18 protein-coding genes are annotated in these 21,014 nt (G+C 68.2%); 14 read left to right on the top strand and 4 right to left on the bottom strand.

What is annotated here, in order from left to right:
• Positions 1-56 precede the first annotated feature (56 nt).
• A complete protein-coding gene (locus BLV94_RS24175) occupies positions 57-1,346 on the bottom strand; it encodes a M23 family metallopeptidase (protein ID WP_072938115.1) in 1,290 nt (429 codons plus the stop codon).
• Positions 1,347-1,681: 335 nt separating this feature from the next.
• Here BLV94_RS24175 and BLV94_RS24180 point away from each other — a divergent pair, with 335 nt between their 5' ends.
• From BLV94_RS24180 to BLV94_RS24190, 3 genes are all read left to right on the top strand, one after another.
• Positions 1,682-4,234 carry a winged helix-turn-helix domain-containing protein gene (locus BLV94_RS24180; protein ID WP_083395661.1) on the top strand — a complete coding sequence of 851 codons (2,553 nt, stop codon included), beginning with the start codon at positions 1,682-1,684 and terminating at the stop codon, positions 4,232-4,234.
• A gap of 90 nt (positions 4,235-4,324) precedes the next feature.
• Positions 4,325-4,573, top strand: a complete 249-nt coding sequence (locus BLV94_RS24185; RefSeq protein ID WP_072938116.1) for a hypothetical protein — start codon at positions 4,325-4,327, stop codon at positions 4,571-4,573.
• Between the two features lie 50 nt (positions 4,574-4,623).
• The gene (locus tag BLV94_RS24190) at positions 4,624-6,432 is read left to right on the top strand and encodes a serine/threonine-protein kinase PknD (protein ID WP_072938117.1); all 1,809 of its coding nucleotides are present in this window, start codon (positions 4,624-4,626) and stop codon (positions 6,430-6,432) included.
• A 4-nt stretch (positions 6,433-6,436) separates the two neighbouring features.
• Here the strand turns inward: BLV94_RS24190 and BLV94_RS24195 are convergent, their stop codons facing one another.
• Both BLV94_RS24195 and BLV94_RS24200 read right to left on the bottom strand, forming a co-directional pair.
• Complete coding sequence (locus tag BLV94_RS24195; RefSeq protein WP_005253437.1) at positions 6,437-6,772, bottom strand: WhiB family transcriptional regulator; 336 nt, start codon at positions 6,770-6,772, stop codon at positions 6,437-6,439.
• On the bottom strand, positions 6,757-7,761 hold the full coding sequence (locus tag BLV94_RS24200; RefSeq protein WP_072938118.1) for an ROK family glucokinase: 1,005 nt from the start codon (positions 7,759-7,761) through the stop codon (positions 6,757-6,759). Before BLV94_RS24200 ends, BLV94_RS24195 begins: the two co-directional genes overlap by 16 nt.
• 264 nt (positions 7,762-8,025) lie before the next feature.
• Here BLV94_RS24200 and BLV94_RS24205 point away from each other — a divergent pair, with 264 nt between their 5' ends.
• Positions 8,026-9,033, top strand: a complete 1,008-nt coding sequence (locus BLV94_RS24205; RefSeq protein WP_083395662.1) for an FUSC family protein — start codon at positions 8,026-8,028, stop codon at positions 9,031-9,033.
• Between the two features lie 209 nt (positions 9,034-9,242).
• On the top strand, positions 9,243-10,322 hold the full coding sequence (locus BLV94_RS24210; RefSeq protein WP_072938119.1) for an ABC transporter ATP-binding protein: 1,080 nt from the start codon (positions 9,243-9,245) through the stop codon (positions 10,320-10,322).
• A 2-nt stretch (positions 10,323-10,324) separates the two neighbouring features.
• On the opposite strand, the gene BLV94_RS24215 is transcribed toward BLV94_RS24210, so the two are convergent.
• A complete protein-coding gene (locus BLV94_RS24215; protein WP_072938120.1) occupies positions 10,325-11,341 on the bottom strand; it encodes a LacI family DNA-binding transcriptional regulator in 1,017 nt (338 codons plus the stop codon).
• 183 nt (positions 11,342-11,524) lie between these two features.
• Here BLV94_RS24215 and BLV94_RS24220 point away from each other — a divergent pair, with 183 nt between their 5' ends.
• The 9 genes from BLV94_RS24220 to BLV94_RS24260 all read left to right on the top strand — a co-directional run bounded on the left by BLV94_RS24220 (position 11,525) and on the right by BLV94_RS24260 (position 20,996).
• A complete protein-coding gene (locus BLV94_RS24220; RefSeq protein WP_072938121.1) occupies positions 11,525-13,207 on the top strand; it encodes a glycoside hydrolase family 13 protein in 1,683 nt (560 codons plus the stop codon).
• Positions 13,204-14,469 carry an ABC transporter substrate-binding protein gene (locus tag BLV94_RS24225; RefSeq protein WP_072938122.1) on the top strand — a complete coding sequence of 422 codons (1,266 nt, stop codon included), beginning with the start codon at positions 13,204-13,206 and terminating at the stop codon, positions 14,467-14,469. Before BLV94_RS24220 ends, BLV94_RS24225 begins: the two co-directional genes overlap by 4 nt.
• A gap of 13 nt (positions 14,470-14,482) precedes the next feature.
• Complete coding sequence (locus BLV94_RS24230) at positions 14,483-15,508, top strand: carbohydrate ABC transporter permease (protein ID WP_072938123.1); 1,026 nt, start codon at positions 14,483-14,485, stop codon at positions 15,506-15,508.
• A gap of 3 nt (positions 15,509-15,511) precedes the next feature.
• Positions 15,512-16,399 (top strand): carbohydrate ABC transporter permease, encoded by an 888-nt coding sequence (locus BLV94_RS24235; RefSeq protein WP_072938124.1) that lies wholly within the window; start codon positions 15,512-15,514, stop codon positions 16,397-16,399.
• Between the two features lie 90 nt (positions 16,400-16,489).
• Complete coding sequence (locus BLV94_RS24240) at positions 16,490-17,695, top strand: low temperature requirement protein A (RefSeq protein WP_072938126.1); 1,206 nt, start codon at positions 16,490-16,492, stop codon at positions 17,693-17,695.
• A gap of 124 nt (positions 17,696-17,819) precedes the next feature.
• The gene (locus BLV94_RS24245; RefSeq protein ID WP_072938458.1) at positions 17,820-19,070 is read left to right on the top strand and encodes a molybdopterin-dependent oxidoreductase; all 1,251 of its coding nucleotides are present in this window, start codon (positions 17,820-17,822) and stop codon (positions 19,068-19,070) included.
• A 1-nt stretch (position 19,071) separates the two neighbouring features.
• A complete protein-coding gene (locus BLV94_RS24250) occupies positions 19,072-19,584 on the top strand; it encodes a hypothetical protein (protein WP_072938128.1) in 513 nt (170 codons plus the stop codon).
• Between the two features lie 11 nt (positions 19,585-19,595).
• Positions 19,596-20,240 carry a methyltransferase domain-containing protein gene (locus tag BLV94_RS24255; RefSeq protein ID WP_244163654.1) on the top strand — a complete coding sequence of 215 codons (645 nt, stop codon included), beginning with the start codon at positions 19,596-19,598 and terminating at the stop codon, positions 20,238-20,240.
• Positions 20,241-20,327: 87 nt separating this feature from the next.
• Positions 20,328-20,996, top strand: coding sequence for a hypothetical protein (locus BLV94_RS24260; RefSeq protein WP_072938461.1), 669 nt, complete (start codon positions 20,328-20,330; stop codon positions 20,994-20,996).
• The last annotated feature ends 18 nt before the right edge of the window (positions 20,997-21,014 follow it).

Genomic DNA, 21,014 nt, shown 5'->3' on the forward strand with positions numbered 1-21,014 from the left:
CGTGAGTGGTTAGAGAGTCTCTGGACTCCTTGACCACTCACGGGCGGCGGAGCCGCCTATCCGAAGTCGACGATCGCGAGGTTGCTCGGAAGCTGATCCGTCCGCGGCTCACCGCTGGGCAGTTTTCCCTGCAGGAACTGCCCCGACAGGTAGTCGTCCGCGTCGAGGATCTGCTGCGGCGCCACCTGCCCCTCGTATTCGAAGCTGTCGAAGACGTACGGCAGGGAGTCGGCGTAGAGCAGGCTCGGGCCGTTCATAAGCTGGAAGTGCAGGTGCGACGCGTTGGCGTTGCCGGTGTTCCCGAGTTTCGCGAGGGTGTCGCCCTTCGAGACCTTGTCCCCGGGCTTGACGAGCAGCGAACCCTCGATGAAGTGCGCGTACATCGCGTAGACGCCGCCCCCGAGGTCGAGGACGACGTGGTTTCCGTCGACGTTCTCGACGGTGAGTTTCGCGGCGAGTTCCGGCACCTCGGCGGGCAGTGTGCCCGGGGCGTTGGCGGGCACGTTGTCGAGCGTGGCCACGACCGTTCCGTCGGCGACGGCGTACACGTCGGACCCGTAGTCGACGTAGCTTTCGTTCTTCGTCCGGTCGCCGGTGTAGAACTCGCCCTGGTCGTTGGTGCGTTTCCAGTCGATCGCGAACCGCTGACTGTTGTTGATCTTGCCGTCGACCGGGAGCGGCGACGTCCGGTGCGGGAAGCCCGGCAGGCAGCAGCCGTTGAGGGCAATCCAGTTGTCGCCCTTCAGCGGTGGCGAGATGACGCGTGGGGTCCCGGCATCGATGTCGAGGGCGGTGGCCAGATAGTCGACGGCGGACGGTTCCCGCGACGACGGGGCCGCGGCGGCGCTGCCGTAGAGGTGGTGAAGCACCGCCTTCGGGGCCTGATCGAGCGAGTCGAACGTGTAGTCGACGAACACGATGCGACTTTCCTGCGGCGGAATCGCCGTGGAGGTCGCGGCCGGCGCGGTGAGCATCCGCAACCGGTTGCAGTCGCCGTACGGACAATTCGGCTCGACGAGCGCCGCACCGGAGAACGACGCGATCACCTTCGACGGGTCGGTCCCGTCGACGACGTCCAGTTTGTCGAGGGTCGCCGGGACGGGTGTCGCGTTCGTCAACTGGAGGTCGTAGGCGACGTGGTACTTCCCGTCGGTTCCCGGGAACGGGAAGGTCGGATCACCGATCGGGGTGAGGATCAGTCCCGTGTAGGCGTCGGGCACGGTGACCGCGCCGGTCCCGCCTGCCGTCGTCGGCGACGCGCTCGTCTCCGGCGCATCGTCGCTGGTCGAGCACCCCGCCGCGACGAGTGCGATCGACATCATCAGCCCGGCCACTGCCAACTTCATGGTCACTCCATTCAGGCACTTCGCCGCTGCCGTGTGCTCTCCGACGTGGCCATGGTCCGCCGATCCGCCGGCTACGGATTCACCCGTCTCGTGTGAACTTCGGATTGCTGCCGGTTTGCGGAAACCACGTTCATCCACACAGAACACCGGGTTCTCGCTAAAATCATCGCACCGGCTTACTGCGTCGGAGATTGACGTTTGTCGAAGATCGTTTCTCGGTGCAGCGAGAATTGGGGGTCGGCGTGGCGGCAGCACCGCTCGGGGAATTTCATCTGAGTACTCGAATACCTTCGAGTGCAGGGGGTCGAACGGTCACCCGGACCCGCCTGCACACCATGCTCACCGACGCGCTCACCGACGAGACCCACCCCTATCCGGTCGCGCTGGTCTGCGCGCCTGCCGGGTCGGGAAAGACGCGGGCGGTGGCCGACTGGGCGCGGGAGTTGCTGGCCGCCGACGACGCTCCGACCATTGCCTGGCTCACGATCGAGGAGCGGCACAACGACCTCGACGTCGTCCACCGGGCGATCCTCCGCGCGCTCACCGACTCCGGAAATCCTCGTCTGCAGAAGGCGTGCGCCGGGCTCGTTTCCGAGTCACCGGACCTCGGCGCCACATTGTCGGCCGCGTTGCACGAACTCGGCGAGAACATCTGGATGATCATCGACGACGCCCATCTCCTGCGCGACACCGACGTGCTCACCGACCTCGAGTCGTTCATGCGCTGGCAACCACCGATGCTGCGGACGGTCATCGTCGGACGGTTCGAGCCGCCGCTCGCGCTGCAGCGACTTCGCCTGGACGGCAGGCTGTTCACGCTCACGGCAACGGATCTCGCCTTCACGTCCGACGAGTCCGCCGAGATGCTCGACGAGCACGGCGTGGTGCTGTCCCCGGACGATCTCGACGCCCTGATGGTTCGCACGGAGGGCTGGGCTGCCGGAATCCGGCTGGCGGGAATGTCTTTGGAAGGACATCCGGATCCGAGCCGGTTGATCGCCGAGTTCTCGGGCGACCGCCGGGCCGTCGCCGACTATCTCATCGAGGAGGTCCTCGCCGGCCAGACCGACGAGATGCGCGAGTTCCTCCTGCGCACGTCCGTCCCCGTCTCGTTCACGGTCGAACTCGCCGAGAAGCTCACGGGCTGCACCGACGCGCACGGCAACATCGATTGGCTCGAGCACCACAATTTCCTGATCAGCCGGATCACCGAGAACCCCACGCACTACCGCTACCACCCGCTGCTGCGCAGCTATCTGCGCGCGGAGATCAGCCGGATCGGCCACGTCGAAGTCGAGCATCTCGAATTGACGGCGGCCCACTGGCACGACGAATTCGGGGATGCACTGCTCGCACTCGAACACGCGGTGAACTCCGGTGATCACGACGAGATCGTGGCTCTGCTGGCCCGGACGTCGCTGCCCCTGATCATCGGCGGCCACGGCGAGGCCGTCGACCGGATTCTCACGAGGGCGCCCCGTGCGTCGCAGGACCATCCGTCGGCGCGGCTGCTCCGCGCCGCCGCCGCGCTCGCCTCGGGAAACATCCCGGTGGCCACGTCCACCCTCGAACTCCTCGACCGCAGGAAGTCGGGTCTGCTGGTGGACGGCGCCACCGAATCCCGGGTGCACCTGCTGCTCCGCGAATCGCTGCGGGTGCAGACCGCGATCGGCACCGGCGACATCGAGACCGCGCTGAAGCGGCTGCAGAGCGTGGGCGGCGGATCGAGCGGCGACCCCGATCTCGATGCGTTCGTCCTGCTCCAGGAAGGGCGTGCGCTGCTCTTCCTCGGACGGGACGACGACGCGGAGGCTGTGCTCGGGAGGTCGCTCGCGCACGCGAGGCTCGGCGACGCACCGTTGAGCGTCATGTACTGCCTGGGGACTCTCGCCGCCGTCTCGATGTCGCGGGGCGCCGTGACGGTGGTGTCCGAACTGGTGGACGAGGCCCTGACGATCGGCCGGACGCAGTCGGCGACGAGCGATCCGACGTTCCAGTTGACGAAGCTCATCGACTCCTGGTGCCGCTACATGCGGATGGACCCCGACGCCGCCCGCGTCGCCGCCGAATCCGCCGAGGCGTTGCGTCGCGCGAGCACCGGAACCGCGGGTCTCGCCGACGGCGCCACGGCCCTGTTCGGTCTCGACGAGTCCGAACACCGGCACGGTTCGGTGACGATGGTGCATGCGGACAGCCCCGTGTCGTCCGCGCTGCCGATGCCGCCGGGAATCCGGGCGGTGCTGCTGCCCGCCATCCAGTACGCGTATCTGTCCGCCGGTGAGATCGGGTGGGCGCACGAGTTGGCCACCGAGGCGCAGGCCTTCCTCGGGCCCACCGGCGACACACCCCTCGTCGAGGCGATCATTCACCTGCACCTGCACCGCCTCGACCTGGCCCGCCGGACGATCCAGCCGGTCCTGGACGGTGAACTGGAATGCGCGGCGGGCACCAACCTGATCGCGGCGTGGCTCGTGGACGCGTCGATCGCGCTTGCCCGCAAACATGATTCGCGCGCCCACAGCGCACTCACCGAGGCGTTGCGTCTCGCGGAGCCGCAGTCGGTGCTGCGTCCGTTCCACGACTGCGGACCACAGATCCGGGATCTCCTCGTGCGGAGCACCGGCCGGTTCGGGGTCCTCGAACCGTTCGCGGAGAGGCTCCGCGCGTCGTTCCCGCGGTCGGAGAGCACGGCATCCGACATGCTCACTCCCCGTGAACTGGAACTCCTCGTGGAGCTTCCGTCGTGGCGCACCGCCGAGCAGATCGCGGCCGACCTGTGCGTGTCGGTGAACACGGTGAAGACGCATCTGCGCGGGATCTACCGCAAACTCGGCGTCACGTCCCGCCGCGACGCGATCGCCGCCGCGCAACACAACGGTTTGCTCTGAGACGGTTCACCACTTGCGGGTGAGGCGCGTCGCCGTTCCGTCGGTCACCCTGAAATCTACGGCTGACCGAGTTCTGGAACGACGATGCGAATGAAGGAGCCCGCCGTGGTGCGTCCTGAATCGAACTGGCCCGGCAAGGTCAGGTACGCCTTCCTGATCAGCGGCGCCCTGTCCGATCGGGTGCTGGCGGCCTTCCCCGAGTTGGACGTCTCGGACGTCACGACCGGTGACACGACGCTCTACGGTCCGGTCGACGGCCCGACGGATCTCCGGGGCATGCTGGCCCGCTTCGACGCGCTGGGACTGACCGTCATCGAGATGCGCAGGCTACCGGACTGACCGGGCGTCGGGGTTCAATGGGGAAGGGTCCCGGGAGGCGGTGAAGCCGAGTGAGCGGCGAGTTCGAACCGGGCACGGTGTTTGCCGGCTACGTGATCGAACGGGTTCTGGGACGAGGCGGGATGGGCACCGTCTACCTCGCCCAGCATCCCAACCTGCCGCGCAAGGTCGCTCTCAAACTGCTCGACACGTCGTGGACGAGCGACGACTACGTCCGGTCGCGTTTCGAGTCGGAAGCGGACCACGCCGCCCATCTCGACCATCCCAACATCGTCACCGTCCACGACCGCGGCCGCGAGGGCGGCCGGTTGTGGATCGCGATGCAGTACGTTCCCGGCGTCGACGCCCGGAGAGCGCTCAATTCCGGGGCACTGGACGTGGAGCGCGCCGTGCACATCGTCAGCGAGACCGGGAAGGCGCTCGATCACGCGCACGAGGCGGGGATCCTGCATCGCGACGTGAAGCCGGCGAACATCCTGCTCGCGCCGGGCGACCCCGAACGTGTGCTGCTCACCGATTTCGGCACCGCCAAGGCCCTGGACGAGACGCATCAGCTGACCCGCACCGGGATGCTGGTGGCGACGCTGCACTACGCGGCGCCCGAGCAGATCGAGGGCCGGAAACTCGACCACCGTGTCGACATCTACGCGTTGGGCTGCACGTTCTTCCATCTGCTCACCAACGAACCGCCGTTTCCCGGGACCACCGCGTCGTCGGTGATGCACGGTCATCTGAACGGGCCGATTCCCAAGCCGAGTGTGGTGCGACCCGGGCTGCCCGCCGGTGTCGACGCCGTCGTCGCGCGCGCCATGGCCAAGGACCGCGAGGAGCGCTACTCGACGTGTCGTGAGTTCAGCGACGCCGTCCACGCGATCGAGTGGGACGGGCCGGGCAGTGTCACCCGCCCTGCCGGCCTCGCCGACTCCGCGGCGACCACCCGGACGAGCCGTCCCGCCGTGACCCGGCCCGACGCCGAGCCGGGTGCGGAGCCGACGACACCGACAACGGTCGCGGGCCGGTGGCGGCGCACACGCTGGCTGCTCGCCGCCCTTCTGGCGGTTGTCCTCGTCGCCGCCGCTGTCGCCTATGTCGTCTGGCCTGGCGAGGAGTCGGCCGACAGGCAGGTGGTGCTCCCGCTGACCGGCTTGCAGGGCCCGGCCGGGCTCGCGGTCTCGGGCAGCGGGAACCTGTACATCGCGGACAGCGCGGCCAAACAGGTTCTGGAGGTGCGCGCCGGGTCCTACGAGCAGACGGTTCTTCCCTTCACCGGACTCGACGTTCCGCAGGGAGTTGCGGTCAGCACGTCCGGCGACGTGTACGTCTCCGATCTCGTGACCAACACCGTGACGATGCTGCACGGCAGCACCCAGGTACCGATGCCGATCGGCGGGCTGAACCAGCCGTTCGGAATCGCGCTCGGACCGGATGGAACGCTGTACGTCGCGGACACGCTGAACAACCGGGTGATGGCCCTGCGCGACGTCACCGCCGCCCCCGTCGCGGTACCCCTGACGGTGATCGGGCCGTTCGCCGTCGCCGTCGGTGAGCAGGGCGATCTGTACGTCGGCACGCCCAACAAGGTGCTCGCGTGGAACGCTGCCACCCGCGCCCAGAGCTTCCTGCCGTTCACCGACCTCCAGAGCGTCGGTGGTGTCGCGGTCGACGACGAAGGAACCGTGTACGCGATCGACCAGAACCACAATCGGATTCTGCGGCTGCCCGCCGGTTCGGACGAGCAGGAGGTCCTCCCGTTCACGGGCCTGGACCAGCCGGAAGGGATCGCCGTGTCGAGCCGGGGCGATGTGTACGTCGCGGACACCGACAACAGCCGGGTGGTCATGCTGCCCGCGGGCAGCTGACCGCTCAGGCCTGGCGTGCCAGGTCGAACCCGAACGATTCCGCGACCGCCTCGTCGACCCGGCCGTGGTGATTGGCGAGCAGTTCTTCGCGTTCGTTCGCGGAGAGACCGCCCCAGATGCCGTACGGTTCACCGACACTGAGCGCGTGCTCCCGGCACTGCACCAGCACGGGGCAGCCGCGGCAGATCATCTTGGCGCGGAAGTCCCGCATCTCGCGTGCCCGGCCGCGTTCGCGGTCGGGGTGGAAGAAGGTGGACGATTCGTAGCCGCGGCACGCGGCGTCCCTCTGCCAGTCCCACACCTCGGCGACCGGAATGGGAAGACTCAACCGATTGGACATTGCACTCCTCCAGATACTCGTGAGCCGTTGTGTGCGAGCCCGAGAACTCGTTCCCGGGCCAGATCGGCGGCGCCGACGATGCCGACGTTCGCGCCGAGTTCCGCCAGTCGCACCTCGGCGACCGGTCGATGTGCGCGTCCCGTGAGACGGTTCTCGAAAGCGGCGGCGGCGGGACCGCGCAGCAGTTCACCGGCCTCGCAGACTCCCCCGCCGATGATGAACAGGTCGGGGTCGAAGAACGCGGCGATGTCCGCCATGCCGTGTCCCAGCCAGGAACCGATCACCCGGAAACATTCGAGCGCGGCGGGGTCGCCGTCCTGTGCGGCGGCGGTGACGTGCAGGCCGGTGATGGCGTCGGCCCTGCCGCCTGCGCGGGCGAGGAGGTCGGCGGCGAAACCGGGCGACACGTTCGCGAGGTCCTGCGCTTCCCGGACGAGTGCCCGCCCGCTGGCGTAACGCTCCCAGCAGCCGTGGTTGCCGCAGCCGCACCGGCGGCCGTGCGGTTCGACGTTGAGGTGCCCGAACTCCGCGGCCACCCCGAACTTGCCGCGGTGGAGGACGCCGTCGACGACGATACCGCCGCCGATCCCGGTTCCCACGGTGAGCACGACGACGGTCTGTCCCGTCCGCCCGGCCCCGAAGCGCGCTTCGCCCCAGGCGGCGGCGTTGGCGTCGTTCTCCACCACCGTCGGCAATCCGCACGCCGCTTCGACCACCGCACCGAGCGGTTCGTTGCGCCAGGCGAGGTTCGGGGCGAACAGCACGGTGCTGAGGTCGGCGGCGACGAAGCCTGCCGCGCCGATGCCGACGGCCTGGACCGGGTGGGTATCGGCCAGATCCCGGACGAGTTCGGCGATGACGTTCTCGACACCGCGCGCATCGTGGGACGGGGTGTCACGACGCACCATCCGGTGGATGACTCCGTCGGTGTCGACCACGCCGGCAGCGATCTTCGTGCCACCCACGTCGATGCCAATTGTCAGAGCCATGTCTCGTGTCCTCTTCAAATCTACGAGTGAGCGGTGTCACGCTGACACTAGAGGACCTTTGGCTCGTTATCAATACGTACTTTGGTTTTTCTGAGAACAAAGTGCTGGGTATGTCAGCACCGATCGGCCGCTTCCCGATCTCATCCCCGAGGAGTGATCCGCATCCGCACAGGTAGGAGGAATCTGAGATCGCGATCGCCGAATCGCACGAAGGAGGATTCGATGAGCTCCCCATGGTCGATCGAGCCGGCAGGCCCGTAGCTCGTGCCCGGCGCCCACCAGCAGCCGGAACCGGGCGAGACCGGCACCCGGCGCATCGACTGGCAATGGCGGGCCGCGGCGCTGGGCGCCGTCGACGCCGCGCCGGCCGCCGCGGTCACCGCCGCCGTCGCCGTCCCGTCGGGTGTCGCGCTGGCGGTGGGGGTGCTGCCCGCGGCGATCATGGGACTGCCGCCGACCCGACGGGCGCGGGCTGCACTGATTCTCATCGGGATCCTGACCGGGCTGCCGATGGTGCTGGGCTCACTCGTCGCCCACACACCCCTGCTGGCGATCGTGGTCGTGTTCACCCTCGCAGTCGGTGCGGCGGCGCTCGCACGGACCACCGTCGCGAAGCGGCGAAACCTCGGCAGGGTCTTGTCGACGCTGTCGGTGCCGCTGGTCGGAGTCGGGCTCAGCTACGACGACCCGGCCACAGCAGTCGGACTCGCCGTGCTCATGATCGGCGGTTCGGTGTTCGCGTATGTCGTTTCGCTGCTGCTCCCCGAACATGCTGCCGTCGCGCCCGTTCGGCCCGGGACCGCGATCACCCTCGGGTACGGCGTCCGACTCGGCGCCGCAGGCGCGACCGCCGCCGCGATCGGGTTCGCCCTCGACCTCGACCACGTCGGCTGGGCCTGCGCAGCAGCACTTCTCGTGATGCGTCCCGACACCGACGAACAGGTGACCCGCATGGCGGGACGGATCGCGTCGATGCTCATCGGGGGCACGGCGGCCGTGCTCGTCGTCGGTGCGACTCCCGCCGACTGGGTCTACAGCGCCGCCGTCGTCGCGGTCGTCGCGACCGCCGCGGCAACCCACCGCAGTCGCTGGTACGTGACCTCCACGTTCACCACGTTCCTCGTGTTCGTCCTGCTGCTGTATTCCGATCCCGAACAGGCCGGATACCGCTTCACCGAACGGCTTTCCGAAACCGTGCTCGGCGTCGCCATCGCGTTCCTCTTCGGCATCGCCGTCCCCACCCTGGGGCGTCGGACGCAGTGGTCACACTGACCGCGTCCAACCGCCACTGGACGAACGGGACGCTCGTTCGATCTGACGCAACGAGCGTCCCGTTGGTCCGGAGTGGGCGTGGACGCCGGACGCCCGAGTGGACAAGCCCTGTGATCTGCGCCATAGTTCTCTCCCGTCGGCACAAGCCGGCACGCCCCTGACACTCGGATCGTCCGGCACGTTCCTGCCGGTGGAGGGATTCATTTCTCATGGCAACAATCACGTACGACCGCGCGACCAGGCTCTTTCCCGGGTCCGACGTCCCCGCCGTCGATCAACTCGATCTGCACATCGAGGACGGCGAGTTCCTCGTCCTCGTCGGCCCGTCCGGCTGCGGAAAATCCACGTCGCTGCGGATGCTCGCCGGGCTCGAGGACGTCGACGGCGGCCAGATCCTGATCGGCGGCCGCGACGTCACGCACGCCGAACCCAAGGACCGCGACATCGCGATGGTGTTCCAGAACTACGCGCTCTACCCGCACATGACCGTCGCCGAGAACATGGGCTTCGCCCTCAAACTCGCAGGCACCGACAAGTCCGAGATCCGCACCCGCGTCGCGGAGGCCGCCGACATGCTCGACCTCGGCGCCTACCTCGACCGCAAACCCAAGGCACTCTCCGGCGGCCAGCGGCAGCGAGTTGCCATGGGCCGCGCCATCGTCCGGCAACCGCAGGTGTTCCTGATGGACGAGCCGCTGTCGAACCTCGACGCGAAGCTGCGCGTGCAGACCCGCACCCAGATCGCCCAGCTCCAGCGCCGCCTCGGCACCACCACCGTCTACGTCACCCACGACCAGGTCGAGGCCATGACGATGGGCGACCGCGTCGCCGTCCTCAAGGGCGGCGTGCTGCAGCAGTGCGCCTCCCCGCGCGAGCTCTACCGCAGGCCCGCGAACGTGTTCGTCGCCGGGTTCATGGGCTCACCGTCGATGAATCTGTTCACCGTGCCCGTCACCGACGGCGGCGTGCTGATCGGCGACCAGCTGGTGCCCGTCCCCCGCGATGCGCTCGCGGCGGCGGGCCGCGAGGTGATCTTCGGGATCCGTCCCGAGCACGTCGAGATCGCCGATTCCGGTGGACTGAAACTCGAGATCGACGTCGTCGAGGAGCTCGGCTCCGAGGCATTCGTGTTCGGCCGCACCACCGTCCACGGACGAACCGAGAACCTGGTCGCGCGCGTGGACTGGCGCAACCCACCCGAGAAGGGCCAGGTCGTGCACGTCCGCGTCGACGAGGCACACGCGCACCTCTTCGCCACCGACGCGGCGGGCGAGCGCCTGGTGCGCTGACCTCAGAGTTCCGCGGGACGGGCGGTCGAGCCCCTGACCACCAGGTGGGTCGGGAGCACGACCGTCCGTTCCGCCGGTTCCCGCCCGCTCAGCAGGTCCACGACCACCCGGCCCGCCGCCGCTCCCTGCTCTGCCACCGGTTGCCGGACCGTGGTCAGGTCGGCCAGCTCCGCCGTCGGGTGATCGTCGATGCCGATCACCGACATCCCGGCCGGGACGGGTACCCCCGCTCGCCGCAGCGTGCGTAGCGCTCCGACGGCGACCTCGTCGGAATGACAGAACACCGCGGTGGGCACGTCGGCTCGGCTGAGCAGCAGTTCCATGCCCCGCTCGCCGCCCTCGACGCCCCAGGGCACGGTCGCGATGCAGTCGTCGTCGAGTCCGGCGTCGGCGAGTGCACCGTGGAAACCCGCGACCCGGGCGATGTCGCCCGCCCAGGACTGCCCTTCCGGGTCGACGGTGCGGATCATGCCGATCCGCGTGTGCCCGATCCTGATCAGATGGCCGACGGCCTGACGCGCGGCCAGTTCGTCGTCGATCCGGACGGACGGGAAGTCGCCGGCGTGCGCGCCGATGACCACCACGGTCACGTCCATCTCCTCGAGCCGTGCCCGCTCCGGCCCGGTCAGCGGAAACGCCACGGCGATGACCGCATCGACCTTGCGGCGCAACGGAAGTCGTTCGAAGAACGATTCACGCTGGGACGACTCCTCGAGGCAGTACAGCATCACGTCCAGGTCGGCGGCACGGAGTTCGTGCTCGATGCCGGCGAGGACCCGTGAGTAGAACCAGGCGTCGATCCACGGCACGACGACGGCCACCCGGCCCGTCGCGCCGCCCGACAGCTTCGACGCCTCGGGCGAGATGACGTACGCCAACTCGTCGGCGACCCGCTGAATCCGCAGTCGCGTCGCGTCGGACACCCCCTTCTCGCCGCGCAGCGCACGGGAGACGGTGGCGATCGAGACGCCGGTGCGGCGCGCGACGTCGGCCATGTTCACGGACTGCTTGGGGATCACGTTCCCACAGTAAGCGAGCAACGCAAATATTTGCGCAAATTCCTCACGGAACGCAAGCCGCTGTAGTGCGGAAAAGAAATCACCCTGTTCGAGTTGACAGCAACCTGTGATGTGCCTCACGCTCATTACGCAAACGTTTACGCATCACATTCGCCCATCCCATCCCCGCACCGAGGAGATTCGATGACCCAGTCCGTGGAGTCGACCGCAACCACCGTCGCGAGCCGGCACCCCGAAGCCTGGTGGAAGACGGCCGTCGTCTACCAGGTCTACATCCGCAGCTTCGCCGACGGGAACGGCGACGGCATCGGCGACCTCACCGGGTTGCGTTCCAAGCTGCCCTACCTCGCCGACCTCGGCGTCGACGCCGTGTGGATCAACCCCTGGTACCCGTCGCCGATGGCGGATGCCGGCTACGACGTCGCCGACTTCCGCGACATCGAGCCGTCGTACGGCACGCTCGCGGAGGGTGAGGCGTTCATCGCCGAGGCCCACGAGCTGGGGATCCGCGTGATCCTCGACATCGTGCCCAACCACACCTCCAGCGAGCACCGCTGGTTCGGGGCCGCGCTCCGCGACGAGCCCGGGGCACGCGAGCGCTACATCTTCCGGCCCGGCCGCGGCCCGGCGGGCGACGAGCCGCCCAACGACTGGCAGAGCGCATTCGGCGGTCCCGCGTGGAGCCGTCTCGACACCGGCGAGTGGTACCTGCACCTGTTCGCTCCCGCACAGCCCGACCTCAACTGGGAGCACCCCGAGGTCCGTGCGGAGTTCGAGGACATCCTGCGGTTCTGGTTCGACAAGGGCGTCGACGGCTTCCGGATCGACGTCGCCCACGGCCTGGCCAAGGATCCCGCACTGCCCGATGCCGGTGAGCGCCTTCCCGGTTCGCAGCACACCGATCCGCACCCCGCCTGGGACCAGGATGCCGTCCACGAGGTGTACCGGGGCTGGCGGACCGTCGCCAACGCCTACAACGACCGCGTCTTCGTCGCCGAGGCCTGGGTTCCCGGCAACGACCGGCTGGCCCGGTACCTGCGCCCCGACGAACTCCACACCGCGTTCCAGTTCGACTTCCTGCGCGCCCCGTGGCGCTCGGACAGCATTCGCGCCGTGATCGACGACGCGCTCGAGCAGGCTGCCACCGTCGGCGCACCCGCCACCTGGGTGCTCTCCAACCACGACGTGCCCCGCACCGTCACCCGCTACTCCCGCTCGCAGCCCGACCACCTCGTCGAAACCGATTGGGAGCGCGCCCGCTGGGCGCTCGAGGAGCCGAACCACGACCTGGGCAGGCGCCGTGCCCGCGCCGCCGCGCTGCTGCAGCTGGCATTGCCCGGCACCGCGTACATCTACCAGGGCGAGGAACTCGGACTGGAAGAGGTCGAGGACCTTCCCGACGACGTCCGTCAGGATCCGACGTGGTTCCAGACCGGCTTCACCGACTGCGGCCGCGACGGCTGCCGGGTGCCGATCCCGTGGTCGAACGACGCAGTGCCGTACGGCTTCTCCCCGTTCGACGCGGAAGAGGACACCTGGCTTCCGCAGCCCGGGCACTGGGCCCCGCACACCGCGGAAGCGCAGGCGGGCCACCCCGAGTCGTTCCTCACGCTGTACCGCCGGGCGCTGGAACTGCGGCCCGAGTTCTTCGACACCCCGCATCCCGTCGAGTGGCTCGACACTCCCCCGGGCGTTCTCGCGTTCGCCCGCGGCGCAGTGCAGTGCTGGGTGAACACCGGCACCGAACCGGCCGCACTTCCCGAAGGCTCGACCGTGGTGCTCGGTTCGATCGCCGGCATCACCGGCGGACTCCCGTCCGACGCCGCGGTGTGGCTGTCGGAACCGGGCTCGGGTGAATCACGATGAAGCGCGTCGCCGCCGCCGCGGTGGCCGTCGGGGTCCTGTTCGCGGCGACGTCCTGCGCCGATCAGGGCATCGAGGCCGCCGCGCAGGCGGAAAAGCAGAACCTGGACGGCCGCGGACCCATCACCTACGTGCAGGGTAAGGACAACTCCAACGTCGTCCGGCCGCTGATCGACGAGTGGAACGCCACCCATCCCGGTGAGGAGGTGACGTTCAAGGAGCAGTCCGACCAGGCCGACCAGCAGCACGAGGACCTGGTGCAGCATTTCCAGTCCCGCGATCCCGGCTACGACGTCGCCGTCGTCGACGTCGTGTGGACCGCCGAATTCGCGGCCCGCGGATGGCTGCAACCGCTCGAGGGCCCGATGGCGATCGACACGTCCGGCCTGCTCCCCGCCACCGTCGCGGGGGCCACATACGGGGGCGTCCTGTACGCGGCGCCGCAGACCAGCGACGGCGCCCTGCTCTACTACCGCACCGACCTGCTCGATCACCCGCCCGCCACCTGGGATGAGCTGATCGGCGCGTGCGGGACGGCGCGGCAGGCCGGAATCGGCTGCTACGCAGGCCAGTACGCCAAGTACGAGGGCCTGACCGTCAACGCGTCCGAGGCCATCAACACGGCGGGCGGGTCGATCCTCGGACCGGACGGCGTGACCCCGACGATGACCACCCCGGAAGCCAAGGCGGGCCTGCAGTCCCTGGTCGACGCGTACCGTTCGGGTGCGATTCCCCGCGAGTCCGTCACGTTCCAGGAAGAGCAGGCACGGCAGGCGTTCCAGAGCGGCGACCTGCTGTTCATGCGCAACTGGCCGTACGCGTACAGCCTGATGAACGGTCAGGGCAGTTCCGCGGTGTCCGGCAAGTTCGCGGTGGCGCCGCTGCCGGGGAAGAACGGGCCCGGTCACTCGACACTCGGCGGGCACAGCGCCGCGATCAACGTGTACTCGGAGCACAAGGCCACCGCATCCGACTTCCTGAAGTTCTTCCTGGAGAAGAAGTCGCAGGCGTTCTTCCTGTCGCAGGGGTCGCTCGCGCCCGTCCGCGCCGACGTCTACGACGACCCGGAACTGATCGAGCAGTACCCGTACATCCCCACGCTGAAGACGTCGATCGAGAACGCCGTGACCCGGCCGGTGACCCCGTTCTATCCCGCGGTCACCCGGGCCGTGCAGAACAACGCGTACGCCGCGATCAAGGGCGAGAAGACGGTGGACCAGGCCGCCGCCGACATCCAGTCCGCGATCGCCGCGGCCGGGTCCTAGAGGAGACAAGCCGATGACCGTTCACGAACTCTCGGAACCGACGACCGAGGTCGTCCCGCAACCGGATTCGTCCGAAACGCCGCCACGGCCCCGGAAGGGACGCAGCAGGGCAGCAATGCTCCTGGTTCTGCCGACCATGATCCTGCTCGGCATCGTCGTCCTGTACCCGGTGATCAGTGCGATGGTGATGTCGCTGTTCAAGGACCCGACCATCGACCCCGCCACCGGCAAATTCGTCGACCAGGGCTTCGCGGGACTGTCGAACTACACGCACTGGCTGTTCCAGCGGTGCACCGACACGACCGGAGCGTCGGTGTCCTGCCCCGGCGGCACACTGGGATCACTGTTCTGGCAGTCGATGTGGGTCACCGTGTTCTTCACCGTGGTCACCGTCACCATCGAGGTCGCGCTGGGACTCTGGTTCGCCACCATCATGAACCGGGCGTTCCGCGGCCGGGCACTGCTGCGGACCAGCATCCTCGTCGCGTGGGCCATCCCGACCGCCGTCACCGCGAAACTGTGGTACTTCGTCTTCGCCTACGACGGCATCGCCAACAAATTGCTCGGCACGGACATTCTGTGGACGGGTGACACGTGGCCCGCCCGGTTCGCCGTCGTGATCGCCGACGCCTGGAAGACCACTCCGTTCGTGGCGTTGCTGATCCTCGCCGGACTGCAGATGGTGCCCGCCGAGGTGTACGAGGCGGCGCGGATGGACGGCGCCGGCGCGTGGCAGCGGTTCCGTTCGATCACGTTGCCCCTCATCAAGCCGGCCATTCTGGTGGCGGTCCTCTTCCGCGTCCTCGACGTCCTGCGGATCTACGACCTCCCGGCGATCCTCACCGGCGGTGGCGGCGGCGACGGCACCGCCACCACCACACTGTCGATCCTCGTGATCGACCAGATGCGCCAGGGATTCAACAGCGCGTCCGCCCTCTCCACGATCACGTTCCTGTTCATCTTCGCCGTCGCCTACGTCCTCGTGAAGGTGATGGGCGTCAACGTGATCGACACCCAAGAGCAGCAGCGAAAGGCCTGACCCATGTCCACAGCAGTCGTCACGCCGGGAATTCCCCGGCCCACGGTGGCGCGCAGGCGCCGGGGACCGTCGCTCGCGTCGATCCGCACTTACGCGGGCCTCGCGGTGATCGTCGTCTGGGGTCTGGCCCCCGTCTACTGGATGGTGGTCACCGCCTTCCGGGACTCCGACTACACGTTCGACACCACCCCGTGGCCCACCCACGTCACGTTGGACAACTTCGCGAACGTGTTCTCCACGGACGCCGGTAACCACTTCGCCCGGGCGCTCGTCAACAGCACGATCATCGGCGCCGTCACCACCGCGATCGGACTGATCGTGGGGGTCGGCACCGCGTACGCACTGGCGCGGTTGCAGTTCCGGGGCAAACACGCGGTCCTCGGGATCATCCTGGCCGCGTCGATGTTCCCGGGTGTCGCCGTCCTGACACCGCTGTTCCAGCTGTTCACGTCGATGGGCTGGTTCGGCACGTATCAGGCGCTGATCATCCCGAACATCTCGTTCGTGCTGCCCCTCACCATCTACACCCTCACCGCATTCTTCAAGGAACTGCCGTGGGAACTCGAGGAGGCGGCCCGGATCGACGGGGCCAGCAGGCGGCAGGCGTTCCGAATGGTGCTGCTGCCCTTGGCCGCACCGGGACTGTTCACCACCGCGATCCTCGCCTTCATCGCGTCGTGGAACGAATACCTGATCTCGAGCCAGCTGTCCAACGACATCACCCAGCCGGCCACCGTCGCCATCGCACAATTCGCGGGAAGCAAACCGCACGAGGAGCCGTTCACGTCCGTGATGGCCGCGGGAACGATCGTGACCATCCCGCTCGTCATCATCGTGCTGCTCCTGCAGCGCCGCATCGTGTCGGGCCTCACCGCGGGCGGCGTCAAGTAGAGCACCCGTGAGTACTTGTTAACCGCCCGACGTTAACAAGTACTCACGGGGGGTTTTGCCGGGCCGCCCTCCGGTGGCAGCATTCTTCCCGTGACCTTTGCCCATCGTCTGCGTCCCCGTCTCGTCGAAGAGCGAGCGTCGGTGTCGCCGCTCGAGCTGTTCTTCGACCTCGTCTTCGTCTTCGCGCTCACCCGTGTCACCGACCTGATGGCCGAGGACCCCACCGGCGTCAATCTGCTGCGCGGCGCCCTCGTGATGGCCGTGCTGTGGTGGAGCTGGGTGGGGTACGCCTGGCTCTGCAACCTCGTGCGCGCCGACGAGGGCATCGTCCGGGTCGTGATGTTCGGTGCGATGGGCGCCATGTTCGTCACCGCGTTGACGATCCCCGAGGCCTTCGACGACCTCGCGGGCGGACTCGACGGACCCGTCATCTTCGCCCTCGGCTACTTCGTCGTCCGGCTCCTGCACCTGGTGATGTTCTGGGTGGTCAGCCGCGAGGACCCGCAACTGCGCGGCCAGGTGCTCCGCTTCGCGCCCAGCATGCTGACCGGCACCGTGTTCCTGCTCGTCGCGTCGCAGCTCACCGGTACCGCGCAGACCGTCATGTGGATCCTGGCCCTCGCCGGCGACTACCTCGGGACACTGGTCGGCGGGACCGACTGGCGGTTGCGGTCGGTCAGCCACTTCGCGGAGCGGCACGGGCTCATCATCATCGTCGCGCTGGGCGAGTCGATCGTGTCGATCGGCATCGGCGTCGCGAGCCTGCCGATCTCGTGGGCGATCATCGTCGCGTCCCTGCTGGGGCTCGCGGTGTCGGGACTGCTGTGGTGGTCGTACTTCGACGTCACGTCCCTGGCGGTGGAGCACGCGTTCGAGGAGGCGAGCGGTGCGCGTCAGATCAAGATCGCCCGCAACTGCTACAGCTTCATCCACCTGCCGATGGTGATCGGGATCGTGATGCTGTCGCTGGGTCTGAAGAAGATCCTGTCGTACGTCGGCGACGGCAACCATCACCGGCTGGTGGATCCGCTGTACGGCTGGCCGCTGGTGGCACTGTTCGGTGGCGCGGCTCTGTACCTCCTCGCGCTGGTCGCCTTCAAGGCGTACGCGACGAGGTCGGTAACCGTGCCGCGCGTCGTGACGGCGGTCGTGCTGATCGCGCTGCTCCCCGTCGTCTGGCATATCCCCGCCCTCGCCACCCTCGGCGTGCTGACCGCAGTCCTGCTCGCGATGATCGGATACGAGATGGTTCGCTACGACCAGCCCCGGGACGAGATCAGGCACGGCCACCCGTGAGTACTTGTTAACGTCGGGCGGTTAACAAGTACTCACGGGCCCGAAGGGCATACCCGTCCTGCACGGCGGCGGTACCGAATCACCTCTGAGGCTCGAGACGATCGAGCCGGAGGGATTGATCACGATGACCGACCATTCACGCGGCCCACGGCTCCGCAGTCCACTGCGCGGACCATGGTTGACCTCGGTATTCGGCCTCGTACTGCTGATCGGACTGCCCGTCGTCATCGTCACGGGGCTGCTCTCCTACATCGCGTACGGGCCCCAGTTCGGGCAGGCCCGCCCCGGCGACGTCGGCTGGCTGCACCTCCCGTACTTCGCGTGGCCCACCCGGCCGTCGTGGCTGTACCGGCTCACGCAGGGTCTGCACGTCGGGCTCGGACTGATCCTGGTGCCGATCGTGCTCGCCAAACTGTGGTCGGTGATCCCCAAACTCTTCGTGTTCCCACCGGTGCGGTCGCCGGCGCAGGCCCTCGAACGGCTGTCGCTGATCGCCCTGGTCGGCGGTGCGCTGTTCGAGATCATCACCGGGGTCCTGAACATCCAGTACGACTACATCTTCGGTTTCGACTTCTACACGGCGCACTACTGGGGCGCGTGGGTCTTCATCGCCGGGTTCGTGACACACACGATCCTGAAGGTGCCGTTGATGGTGCGGTCGCTGCGGTCCCGGTCGTTCCGGGAAGTGCTGCGTACGTCCCGCGCCGACACCCGGCCCGAACCGGCGGACGAGAACGGCCTCGTGGCCGAGGACCCCACCCCGGCCACGATCAGCAGGCGCGGCGCCCTCGCCCTCGTCGGTGGCGGCGCCGCGCTCGTCGCGGTGCTGTCGGTCGGGCAGACCACCGGCGGATTCCTGCGGGGCGCCGCGCTGCTGCTGCCGCGCGGTCGCTCGTACGGCAACGGCCCCAACGACTTTCAGATCAACCGGACGGCCGCGGCCGCGCAGATCACCCCGGAACAGACGGACGACACCTGGCGACTCGCGGTGGCGGGTGGCGCGGAACCGGTGCAGCTGAGCCGAAGTCAGCTGCGCGCGATGCCGTCGCACACCGCGTCCCTCCCGATCGCGTGCGTCGAGGGGTGGTCCACCGTCGAGACGTGGACGGGAGTGCGACTGCGTGACCTCGCGGACGCCGCCGGGGTGACGGCGTTCGCCTCGGCGAAGGTGACGTCGCTGGAGCGGTCGGGGGCGTTCAATCAGGCGGTGCTCACGGCCGATCAGGTGCGCGACGCCGACGCCCTGCTCGCCCTCGAGGTGAACGGCGCGGAACTGTCCCTCGACCACGGCTATCCCGCCCGGATCATTGTTCCCGCCCTGCCCGGCGTCCACAACACCAAATGGGTGCAGTCCATCGAATTCCGGGAGGCGTGAGATGCGCCGATTCGCCCGCGTCTACGGAGCCGACCCGCTGCATCTGCTGGCCGTGCTGTTCACGTTCGCACTCGCCGTGTACGCGGTCTCGGTGGTGGGTCTGCCGAATCTGTGGAATCCGGACGTGTGGTGGAAGTCGATCGCCGTGTGGTTCCTCGGTGCGGTGATCGCCCACGACCTCGTGCTGTTCCCGCTGTACGCACTCGCCGACCGGTCTTTGACGTCGGGGCTGGACGCGGTCCGGGGACGGAGACGCCCACGGTCCCGGACGGTTCCGGCGCTGAACTACATTCGCGTGCCGGCGCTCGCATCCGGGCTGACGCTGCTGCTGTTCCTGCCGGGGATCATCGAGCAGGGCGCCGACGCATATCTTGCGGCAACAGGGTTGACGCAGGAACCGTATCTCGACCGCTGGCTGCTGCTCAGTGCCGCGTTCTTCGCGCTCTCCGCTCTCACCTACGCCACCCGACTCGCGCTGTCCCGCAACGACGACGGCGCGGTGAGCCGACCATGAGGAAGAGCGGGATGTCCACGGACCTCCTGCTGCGGCGGGCGTCGGCGGGGCTCCCGTGCTGGGTGCGTGATGCGCGGGGAACGCGGCGCGCCCTGCCGCTCGACCGGTGGATGGGCGGCGACTCGGCTTCGCTCGCCGATCGGATCGCCGACCGTGTGATGCTGGCGGCGTGTCACGGCGCCACCGTCGATCTCGGATGCGGTCCGGGCCGGCTCACCGCGGCGCTCGTGTCCGCCGGTGTCACAGCGCTGGGCGTCGATTCATCCTTCACGGCAGTGCAACTCACGATCCGCCGCGGCGGCGTCGCGTTGCATCGGGACATCTTCGCGCCGCTGCCGCGGTCGGGGAACTGGGACCGCGTGCTGCTCGCCGACGGCAACATCGGCATCGGCGGCGAACCCGTTCGCGTGCTCAGCCGCGCACGAGAGCTGTTGCAACCGAACGGAATTGTGATCGCCGAGGTGGATCCGCCGACCACGGCGGGGGTGCGCCGTGAACTCCTGCGCTGGGAGACGGAGCATCTCGTCGGAGACTGGTTCGCCTGGGCGAGCGTGGGCGTGGCCGCCGTGTCCGAGGTCGCGCGCGTGGCCGGGCTGCGGGTGATCGATGTTCTGCAGCATGCGAATCGGCACTTCGCGCGGATGGAATGGGCGTAAGAGCTCCCATCCGCCGGGGAAGTAGCGCCGAATACCTAGTGAACATCCACCCACCACCCCTTCCTCCGGAAAGGTTGTTTGATCATCATGTCGAACTATCGAAAAGCACTCGCAGCAGCGGCCATCGGCGCCCTGGCACTGACCCCGCTCGCGGCGTGCTCGAGCAATGATTCGAGTGCATCCTCGAATATGAGCGCAGCAGCATCCTCCCAGCCCGCACCCGTCGCCCAGGTCGACAACCTGACCGGGGTGAGTACCGCCGTCGCTCTCGATCCCGGCTTCACCGGGGCGCTGACGACGCTCGGCCTCACACCCGGAGTGGTGGGCACGGCAACCCTCGCCGACGGATCGGTCAGCTTCCCGATCACCGGCGGCAACGTGAAGTACTGGGAGCCGGGCACGGTCGACCCCTACGTGCAGGGCGAGATCATGCACGACGGCAGCGGATTGTCGCTGGCGGCGCCCGGAACCGTGGTCGAACTCACCGATTTCGCGATCGATCCGGGCACGTCGCTCCTCACCGGCGACGTGAGCGTCAACGGTTCACCCGCGGCAACCGACGCGGTGCTGTTCGATCTCAACGGCCGCACGCTGAAGCCTCTGCAGACCGGACCGAACGACACGGCGATCCTGCAGGGCACCGAGGTCAAGATCTCGGCGGACGCCGCCGGTCTGCTGAACCAGACGTTCAAGACCGACACCGTCACGCCGGGGCTGCTGGTCGGGATCGCCACCATCACGATCGCGACCAAGTGACTGTAGGCCGTCGAACGG

It is taken from the genome of Rhodococcus koreensis (assembly GCF_900105905.1).
GTDB classification, from domain to species: Bacteria; Actinomycetota; Actinomycetes; order Mycobacteriales; family Mycobacteriaceae; genus Rhodococcus_F; species Rhodococcus_F koreensis.

Bases quoted from the DNA above. Each gene is read 5' to 3' on its own strand.
- BLV94_RS24175 (WP_072938115.1), bottom strand. From the start codon at position 1,346: ATGAAGTTGGCAGTGGCCGGGCTGATGATGTCGATCGCACTCGTCGCG.
- BLV94_RS24180 (WP_083395661.1), top strand. From the start codon at position 1,682: ATGCTCACCGACGCGCTCACCGACGAGACCCACCCCTATCCGGTCGCG.
- BLV94_RS24185 (WP_072938116.1), top strand. From the start codon at position 4,325: ATGAAGGAGCCCGCCGTGGTGCGTCCTGAATCGAACTGGCCCGGCAAG.
- BLV94_RS24195 (WP_005253437.1), bottom strand. From the start codon at position 6,772: ATGTCCAATCGGTTGAGTCTTCCCATTCCGGTCGCCGAGGTGTGGGAC.
- BLV94_RS24200 (WP_072938118.1), bottom strand. From the start codon at position 7,761: ATGGCTCTGACAATTGGCATCGACGTGGGTGGCACGAAGATCGCTGCC.
- BLV94_RS24210 (WP_072938119.1), top strand. From the start codon at position 9,243: ATGGCAACAATCACGTACGACCGCGCGACCAGGCTCTTTCCCGGGTCC.
- BLV94_RS24220 (WP_072938121.1), top strand. From the start codon at position 11,525: ATGACCCAGTCCGTGGAGTCGACCGCAACCACCGTCGCGAGCCGGCAC.
- BLV94_RS24225 (WP_072938122.1), top strand. From the start codon at position 13,204: ATGAAGCGCGTCGCCGCCGCCGCGGTGGCCGTCGGGGTCCTGTTCGCG.
- BLV94_RS24230 (WP_072938123.1), top strand. From the start codon at position 14,483: ATGACCGTTCACGAACTCTCGGAACCGACGACCGAGGTCGTCCCGCAA.
- BLV94_RS24235 (WP_072938124.1), top strand. From the start codon at position 15,512: ATGTCCACAGCAGTCGTCACGCCGGGAATTCCCCGGCCCACGGTGGCG.
- BLV94_RS24245 (WP_072938458.1), top strand. From the start codon at position 17,820: ATGACCGACCATTCACGCGGCCCACGGCTCCGCAGTCCACTGCGCGGA.
- BLV94_RS24250 (WP_072938128.1), top strand. From the start codon at position 19,072: ATGCGCCGATTCGCCCGCGTCTACGGAGCCGACCCGCTGCATCTGCTG.
- BLV94_RS24255 (WP_244163654.1), top strand. From the start codon at position 19,596: ATGTCCACGGACCTCCTGCTGCGGCGGGCGTCGGCGGGGCTCCCGTGC.
- BLV94_RS24260 (WP_072938461.1), top strand. From the start codon at position 20,328: ATGTCGAACTATCGAAAAGCACTCGCAGCAGCGGCCATCGGCGCCCTG.